The organism is Bacteroidota bacterium (genome assembly GCA_017303975.1).
Taxonomy (GTDB): Bacteria; Bacteroidota; Bacteroidia; order JAFLBG01; family JAFLBG01; genus JAFLBG01.
The window spans coordinates 26,907-35,883 of sequence record JAFLBG010000039.1 but is presented as its reverse complement, the minus strand read 5'-3'; the positions used below and the strand labels follow the sequence as shown (position 1 = coordinate 35,883).

The 8,977-nt window shown below is 32.6% G+C and carries 7 protein-coding genes; all 7 read right to left on the bottom strand.

What is annotated here, in order from left to right; genetic code table 11:
• Positions 1-369 precede the first annotated feature (369 nt).
• A complete protein-coding gene (locus J0M08_11945) occupies positions 370-1,845 on the bottom strand; it encodes a glycosyltransferase family 39 protein (protein MBN8703769.1) in 1,476 nt (491 codons plus the stop codon).
• Positions 1,846-1,854: 9 nt separating this feature from the next.
• Positions 1,855-2,583: a glycosyltransferase gene (locus J0M08_11940; GenBank protein ID MBN8703768.1), complete on the bottom strand. Its 729-nt coding sequence runs from the start codon at positions 2,581-2,583 to the stop codon at positions 1,855-1,857.
• A 53-nt stretch (positions 2,584-2,636) separates the two neighbouring features.
• Positions 2,637-3,611 (bottom strand): NAD-dependent epimerase/dehydratase family protein, encoded by a 975-nt coding sequence (locus J0M08_11935; protein MBN8703767.1) that lies wholly within the window; start codon positions 3,609-3,611, stop codon positions 2,637-2,639.
• Between the two features lie 64 nt (positions 3,612-3,675).
• Positions 3,676-4,809: a glycosyltransferase gene (locus J0M08_11930; protein ID MBN8703766.1), complete on the bottom strand. Its 1,134-nt coding sequence runs from the start codon at positions 4,807-4,809 to the stop codon at positions 3,676-3,678.
• A complete protein-coding gene (asnB, locus tag J0M08_11925; GenBank protein MBN8703765.1) occupies positions 4,802-6,688 on the bottom strand; it encodes an asparagine synthase (glutamine-hydrolyzing) in 1,887 nt (628 codons plus the stop codon). The genes J0M08_11930 and asnB overlap by 8 nt, the downstream gene beginning before the upstream one ends.
• Before the next feature lie 2 nt (positions 6,689-6,690).
• A complete protein-coding gene (locus J0M08_11920) occupies positions 6,691-7,728 on the bottom strand; it encodes a glycosyltransferase family 4 protein (GenBank protein MBN8703764.1) in 1,038 nt (345 codons plus the stop codon).
• The gene (locus J0M08_11915; protein ID MBN8703763.1) at positions 7,709-8,869 is read right to left on the bottom strand and encodes an O-antigen ligase family protein; all 1,161 of its coding nucleotides are present in this window, start codon (positions 8,867-8,869) and stop codon (positions 7,709-7,711) included. The genes J0M08_11920 and J0M08_11915 overlap by 20 nt, the downstream gene beginning before the upstream one ends.
• Between the last annotated feature and the right edge of the window lie 108 nt (positions 8,870-8,977).

Sequence of the window (8,977 nt, the reverse complement as noted above, 5' to 3'; positions counted from 1 at the left end):
TTCGGAGAATTGTGTTTTTTTCATTGTTGTTACCATTTAAAGTTAAATTTAAAAAACTGAACGCGCAGCTGTAGCTGCTTGTCGATTTTCTATTTTTAATTGGCTCAACTTTGGGGAAGCTTACAGCTACACTTAACAGAGTTACTATTAGTCATTCTGTTTAAATAGTAACAAATAACAACAATGTAATTGAACATATTAATTTGCCCAAGCTTCGCAAGCTCATTTTATTGAAAATAAACTTGAGAAGTTTTTAGGTATTGAAAACAAAAAGATACGGAGTGAGTAATTTTTCATCACTTCCTTCTTTAAAACAAAAAAAACTAGAATAGCTTACTGTAGTTGAGCAGCGCAATACAGTTCACGCTCTTACTGCTTGTCATCTGCATTTATAGAATTGTCAAAAGCAGAAAAAGAAACAGATATACCATCTTTCTTTCTTATTGAATATGTAGTTTTACTGGCATCAATTTTACAGAATATATCTTGTTGCATTCTAGGCACAAAATAATAAATCATATACATTTCTGTTTTTTGCGGCACAAGCAACAAATCATCCTTTTCATACGTCTTCCCTACCCAATTTGCTAATTGAGTATAATTTAAATACTCATCTTTACTCTGTGCTTGTTGGTAGTCATTCTTAACCGAGAAAAGAGAAATGAAAATAAAATATCCGGCAATAATTGACACTACTATTTTTTTGCCTTTTACCCACCATTCGTTCATGGCAAATAAGATTAAAAGAATATATACAGGATATACAAGCAACGAATACCTAGATAAAAAAGATAAATTATGTCCTACCGAAAATGCCTGAGCCGATAAAACAAAAAAATGCAACGCAAGCACCAAAACTAAATATAATCTCCATTTTGTTTCGGCATACATAAAAAAAGTGAGCACCAAAAATAAATTAACGGTAGCAGTTACTATAACAAAAAAAGTACTCTTTATACCCAAACCAGTAAAGCGAACAATTATTTTTACCACACCTTGTAGTATTACACTAATACTAGTTTTATCGGCAGGATATACACCTTTATTAAGTGCATTCACAATGAAATCATTGGTAAGTTGCATATTCTGGAATGCTTTATTCGCAACAAAAAGATACCAGTAAGCAAAAAACATTCCTATAAGTACAAACGAAACAAAAATTGGGTTGAATGCTCTACTTTTCTCCATTTTAAAATGGATATAAAACAGAATTAAAAAATGAAACCCAATTAAAAACACACTTAAATAATGTGTATAAATCATTAAAAACATAGTAAGTACATACAATACCCAATACTTAGAGCGATTGTAAATACAAATTTGAGCAAACAGATAGTTAGTACAAATAGACAATAATAATAACAACGAATACATACGGATAGATGTATCGAAGGAAATTACCAGCGGATTAAAACACAGCAAAAGCAAGCCGAATAACACAATTGGCTTGTGAGAAAAAAAAGTATCTAGTGTTTTAACTAAAAAAATCATTGATAAAAAACCAAACAACACAGATAGCAGTCGCACATAAAATATATCATTCGGAAACATTCTACACCAGTAGTGTAACAATGTTGAATAAACTATTCCATTACTATTATCGTAATAAAAGGTTGATTTTACTACGTTAGTTACTGTTGTTTTATGCTGAGAAAAATACCGGAGATTTAGCGAGTCAGGAATTTCATTTTCATCAAAACCTTGCGATTCTATAAACGTATATAATTCGTCTCCTACTACGTGATTTGTATCAATAAATGCAATACGAATAATTACTCCCAAAAAAATGATGAAGCAAACTAAGAACCAATACCAGGAATTAATTTTAGCAGAAGTGAAATTCATCAACAGTATTTATTTGCTAGCTCGATACCTTATAAAAAATTTAAAGTATTCGAGGCTAGTCTTTACAATTTTCATTTTTGATTTACCTTTTCTTACATCAGAGTGTAACACCATTGGCACTTCAATTATTCTTGCTTTTAAGGCTATTGCCTTTAGCAAAATTTCAAGCATACAAATAAAACCTTTCTCGGCAATTATTTTAGGATTGCTGTTTTTTATTTGTCTTATTAATTCAACTGTATAAAGCCTATAGAATGAACTTAACGTTAATATTTTAACATTAAAAAATGTTCTAAAAAACATATTGGCAATAAAAGAAATTGCCTTCCTAAAGAACGAAGTTTTAGAAAAACCTCCACCTTGCGCATAAGGAGACGCAAGCACCATATCAAACCCTAGCTGAGATATGGACACCAAAGTTGGCAATAAATTTTTATCAGATGTATTATCGCCTTCAAGCGTAACAACAACATCGGTAGCATCTTTGGAGTTGGATAAAATCCACTCAAAACCAACATTAAAAGAATCTCCGGGACCTGCGTTTTGCTCTTTTGTAATTATATGCAAATTGGATTCCGGGAAATTCTGTTTTATTACATCAACTGTAGTGTCGGTTGATTTATCATCAACAAATACAAAAAATTTAGTGTACTCTGTTAGCTTACTATGCAAAGAATTTGCTAGTTCAGGAATATTATCAGCTTCATTATAAACTGGAACTAAAAAATATATTTTCACCCGAATAATTTTTTTAATTTTTACTTATCTTCTTAAACTAGCTGGTACTAATGCTATTTTTGGTTAAACAACTCCTGTTGCCACTTAATTGTTTTTGCTAAACCTTCTGCTAAAGAATACTTTGGATTAAAATCCAATTCGGTTTTTATTTTAGTAATATCCGGAACTCTTCGCAACACATCTTCATATTTTCCAAAGGTAGAATACGGTATAAAACTTAGTGGAACGCTAGATTCCTCATTCCCCATTAGTTTCCATATCAATTTAGCCAATTCTACAATTGTAATTTCTTCTGTTGGATTAGTTGCAATATTATAGATAGAATTATTGGATCTTTTGTCTAATACACACTTTACTATGCCTTGTATAGTATCCTCGATATACGTAAATGTTCTTGTTTGAGTTCCATCTCCATGAATTTCAATTGGCTTTTTCTCTAAAAAATTTTGTATAAAAACTGCCTGAGGCCCACCCCACCAAGTTGTATTCTGGTTTGGTCCGTATGAACCAAAAAAGCGCATAATTGTGTAGTCTAAACCATACTCATCGTTATTGGCAATAATATACTGTTCTCCGTAAAGTTTAGACGATGCATACGCCCATCGTTTAACAGTAGTTGGCCCTAATACCAAATCAGACTCTTCGGAGAATGGAACATTAGGATTTTTTCCATACACATCAGAAGTGGATGCAAAAACAATTTTAGATTTATCTAGTATGCACTTATGAACCACATTACGCAACATTAAATAATTTTCGTCCAATGTTCGCAAAGCGTTGGTATATCTAGGAATTTTTTGAGATGCCAAATGAACAATAACATCTGCCTTATGATCTTTTAAGATAAGAGGATTTGCAATATCTCCAAGTATAAAGGTAAATTTAGGATTCTTCTCTATTGCTTTAAGATTACTTAAATAGCCATAACTCAAGTTATCTATTCCTATAACAGTACAGTTTTCTTCTAAAAGTTTTTTTGCAAGATTAGATCCAACAAATCCTGCTACCCCGGTAATTAAAACAATCATATTTTAGTAATTAGAATAACAATAAAGATAATAAAAGCAATAAGAATTGATAAATTTTAAACCTCTAACAATCAAACATTTGCCTATAAAGCAAAACAGACTGTTCGGTATTTGAGTTAAGCGAAATGAATTTAGTGGCATTTTCACGAAACATGTTATATTCAGTACTGTTTAAGCTTACAAGACTTTCTATTTTAGAAATAAAATCGTTGGGAGAATTTAGCGAATAATGCCATCCGCAGTTATAGTCTGATAAATTGTTCCATGGCGTTTTATCGCTTACTAATACCGGAACTCCTGCTGTTAGTGATTCCAATATAACATGACCAAAATTTTCACCCAAGGTGGGCATGAAGAACAAATCGTACTTAGCCACCAATGAATGTATTTGAGAGCTCTCTACCGCATCAAACTTCTCCACCTTCACATTGGCGGGCATCCTATCAATTTCTGACTGGCATCTTTGCCAGTAAGCATTATCATTAATTGGACCATAGATATGAAAAACCACCTCCCCTTTAATCTCTCTAAGTATTGAAAGTGCAAACAATAAATTTTTTTCGGGAGAAACTCTAGCCACGTTAATAATTCTTAGCTTACCCTGTTCTTTAATGGTATTGGGTATAGTACTCGAATCAGTATTAAAACGAGGTAAATTGGGCGCGTATTTAATTGGATTCGAAAAAAAATTTCGAGTATCCACAACCTCCTCTTTACTAGTTGCATGAAAAACAACATCCTTAAAAACACCCAACAGTTTTGCCAAATAAATAAAGCCTATTTTCTTTACTTTCTTAATCTTCAATGCACTTTGAGCCAGCATACCTCTAACAGCTACAATCTTTACTTTATTAGAAAAAAACAATGGAAGAATTGTAAAGTAAAATGAAAATATTCCGTTTACGTACAAAATATCATAATCTGTTTTTTTAAGCAGTGCCCTAACATTTGTAGTTGTTAGTTTATCTTTTGAAAAATAATAAGCTTGCACATTGGGCTCTAGTAGCAACCACTCATTCGCTTTTACGGTTTTATATGGCTCTGTATCGTTATAATCTACATTAGTAGTAACTATTTTAAAATTATAATCCTTACACAAAAAGCCAACCAAATTTGCACAAGATCGAATTGGACCACCGGCTTTGTAACCTGGTAAATACCAATCAATGCATACCAATATGTTCTTCTTGCTATTCAATATTATTTTGTTTCATCCAATTTTCCAACACAACCAAATACCATATTCTTGACCAAGTAACGGATGGATGATTGTTTAAGAAAAGTTTCCATCTATTCATTAAATAGTTCTTATTAAAATATTCTCTTTCTCCTAAGCTAATCAAGCTCTGTTCGCAAAACAATCTCAAATCGCCTTTCATCCATTCTTTCCAAGGAAAAGTAAAACCCATTTTAGGTCGATTAATTATTTCAAGAGGAATTAAATCAGACAACGAATCGACTAATAACTTCTTCGGAGTAACGGGATATTTATAATTATCGGGAACAGCCAATACATATTGCATCAATTTATAATCAAGAAATGGCTCTCGAACTTCTAAAGCATGTGCCATGCTCATTTGATCGGTGTCTCGAAGCAACACATTCTCCAAATATGTACCAATTTCCAATAAAGAAATTCTAGATAGATTGTATTCTCCATTCAACAGCGACAATGACTCCTCGCTCAAAATGGCATCCATTTTATCGTCAAACAAATTTTTCTCCTGCCACAAATTAGACGACATTTCCTGTAATTGTTTTTCGGAAAGCACTTTTCTAGAATATTTATAAATAGAATCAATATCCCAATTAGGCTCCATTAAAAGTTCCGAAAATTTATCGGAGGCTACAGAAGGTTTTAAATTTGCAATAGAAGCAGCTGCTATCTTCTTTAAAAAATTGGGGAATGTCGAAACCCAATTATAAGTATTAATTTTTTTTGTTCTTCTGAATACATCGTATCCTGCAAATAATTCATCGCTTCCTATCCCGGATAGCGCCATTGAGACTCCTGCATTTTTTGTAGCTTTTGCAATTACGTATGAGTTTACGCCATCTCCGGTTGGGTAATCCATTGCAGCCAATGCATTAGGAAGTTCTTTCTTAAAATCAGAAACGGTTAAATTAATTTCGTGGTGTTCTGTTTTATATTTATTTGCAACAATCTGAGAATACTTGGCCTCAGAAAATTTTGCCTCATCAAAAACTACAGAAAATGTTTTTACTTTTCCTTTATTCAGTTTCGACATTATAGCCACAATCGCAGATGAATCAATACCTCCGGACAAAAAAGCCCCAAAAGGAACATCCGCAACCAATCTCTTCTCAACAGAATCGAATAACAGTTTGCGTATATCAGTTGTTATGTCATCATACGATTTCCCTTTACAGCTACTGGTATCTATAGTTGTTACATCCCAATATTTAGTTACTTGTAAAGTTGCATTTTTAAACACCATAAAATGTCCTGCGGGAAGAATCTTTACACCTTCAATTATTGTATCGGGCGAATAGACCGTTTGGTATCGCAAATAAGTTGCAAGCGCAGGTTTGTAGATTTTACGTTTTACTAAATTACTCTTTAAAATTGCCCTCATTTCAGAGGAAAAAAGAAGAGTAGAATTGGAATAGTTGTAATACAAAGGCTTTACACCGAGTCTATCTCTAGCAACAATTACTTGATTATCGTTATAATCATAAAGAGCAAATGCAAACATGCCGTCAAACCTTTTCAAACAATCTACTCCCCATTTTTGATAAGCCGCAAGAATAACTTCGGTATCAGAGTTTGTTTTAAATGCGTAACTACTCTGCAATTCAGATTTCAATTCCTTAAAATTGTATAGTTCGCCATTGTAAACAAGCACAAGTTTTCTATCATTAGAAAACATTGGTTGATGCCCTAAGCTAGATAAATCAATTATTGATAATCTAGTATGACCAAAACCAATTGCACCTTCCGTCCACACACCATTATCATCGGGACCTCGGTGTTTAATAGCGAAATTCATTGCAGTAATAGTTTGAGTTAACAAACTTGTATTATCTAAACCCACTATGCCATTAATTCCACACATACTTATTCTATCATTGCTATTAATGTTTCAGACCAAAGTGCCGGAGTAATCCTTTTTGAAATACGATTGCTTTCAAGTGCCATTTTATTCAAATCTGCATTACTCAAATTTATTACTTTTTTCAATGCTTGAAGAATAGAGTCAACATTGTTGGATTCAAAAACAAATCCGTTTTTATTCTCTTCTAAAAAAATTTCTTTTGCCCCAACTTTATTGCTGCACAACAATGGGAAACCTGCAGCAGCAAATTCATGTACAACAACACCCCAAGGTTCAAAAGTGCTCGGCAAAATAAACACTCCGGTTTTCTGAATATAATCGACCAATTGAGTTGGCTGTACAAATCCAAAATGCTTGATCTTGGGATGAGCATAAGGCTCTAATGAACCTGTACCCAAGCACCACAATTCCCAATCATTTGGTTGAGTTAAATGCAACTCATCAAATGCTTTCCACAAATCCTGGATACCTTTAGCTGGTGCGTATCTGCCAACATATATAAAGCGATGTGGATAATCTACATTCTTTGATGGTGCATAACTATGATAGTGTTTATCAAATAAAGCAACATCTGCAGAATAAAACCCTTTTCTAATTTGATTGGGAGAAAAACCAATTTTTCTTGCGTAGATGTATTGCTTACTCCCCGGAACCCAACAATGAGTAAAATAATTAGCAAACGAAAATCTGGCATATATAACACCTAGCATTTGCCTAATACTTCCTACCCAATGATTATCCAAGCCTAATACCTTTGTTCTGGCCGAATTATTAGTATTACATAATTTCAAATAATCTTTATCCATCCATCCGCTGCAGTAAATAAAATCAGGAGTAAAGTTCGAAACAATTTTTTCCAATTCTGAATACGAATAATCTTGTTTACTAATTACCTTAACTCCTTCCGTAAAATTAAATTTGAAAGGAGCTTCTTTATTTACAGGCCAACGAACAATTAAAATATCTACTGAATAGTTTTCAGAGAGGTAGTTAATGCATGATAAAAAATAATCAGCTAACTCAGTGTACAAGAACAGTATCTTCTTCTTTTTCAATTAAGGAGTAATTTAAAATTGCAATTATAGCAAGCAGCGGAGTAGTGTATGGATTTAATGACCCCGTAAGCCAAGACTCGAAATTAATAGAGAATAAAAGCGCATAAAACATTGGCATTGATACACCATATTTTTTTGACCCTCTTAAAAATAAAAGCAATAATGGGATTATGAATGCTAATAACCCTAACAAACCTACCTCTAGCCAAAAGGTAAGGTATGAATTATGCACATTACCAAAGTGGCCCGATTTATTCAAATAGTTGAAATTATTGTTGAACAAAACATCTACATAACCAAATCCATTTCCTAGCCAAGGACTTAGTTTAATATTTTCCCAGGCAAACTGCCAAGCAAAATACCTACCGGAGGCTGTTTCAAGTGTTTCTAACCGAAAGTATTCTTGAAGATTAAATGAAAAAGCTAAATCTTGGAGCAAATCGAGGAAGTATGGAAATATTACTGCAATAAAAACAAGCATCAAAAAACCTACAAAATAAGAAATACGATAAAGCCCCTTAAACAAGAATAGGATAGCAACAGCTGTTAACGAGTTTCTAGAAGATGCTAATATTAATGTAAAAAAACCAACCGCATATAAATAATACCGTTGCTTGGAAGAAAAAAGTGTGGGATGTATATCATTTGCAAATAAAACAAAAAAGAAAAAAATAACGGTAAAAACCCCCATTCCGTTAGGATTTCTAAATAAAAGCCCTTTATATCTTCCTACAGAAGTTACAAAAGCCGGATTAACATAATACATAATTATTCCTAATACCAACAATGTAGAAACAAATGCTATAATGTTATACAAGAATAGCTCTTTTTGCTCTTCATAAATATTAATGGCATATGTTGGAATTACATATAAAATAAGTGTGTAGGAAATAGTTTTTTCCAAAGACGACTGAAACTCTGTAGAAAAAAATACGCACAATATGGAAATGTAAACAAATGGCAAAAACACTCCTATAATATTGTTCGACAAACGAAAATAATTTTTATCGATAAAAAGAAATAGAAACATTACCGCAAGATATGTTTGCTTAGTAAGCTTAGTAGCCTCGTTGGAATCTGACAATACAAGTAAGAAAAAAAAACCAATAAATATTTCGGAATACATTTGCTTGCGCTGTAATAAAAATAACGTTAGTATTGGCACTACTAACCCTACAGTAGAATTTATCGTAGCAGAGACCCACCATAACAAAATAAAAATTAAAAAACTGTA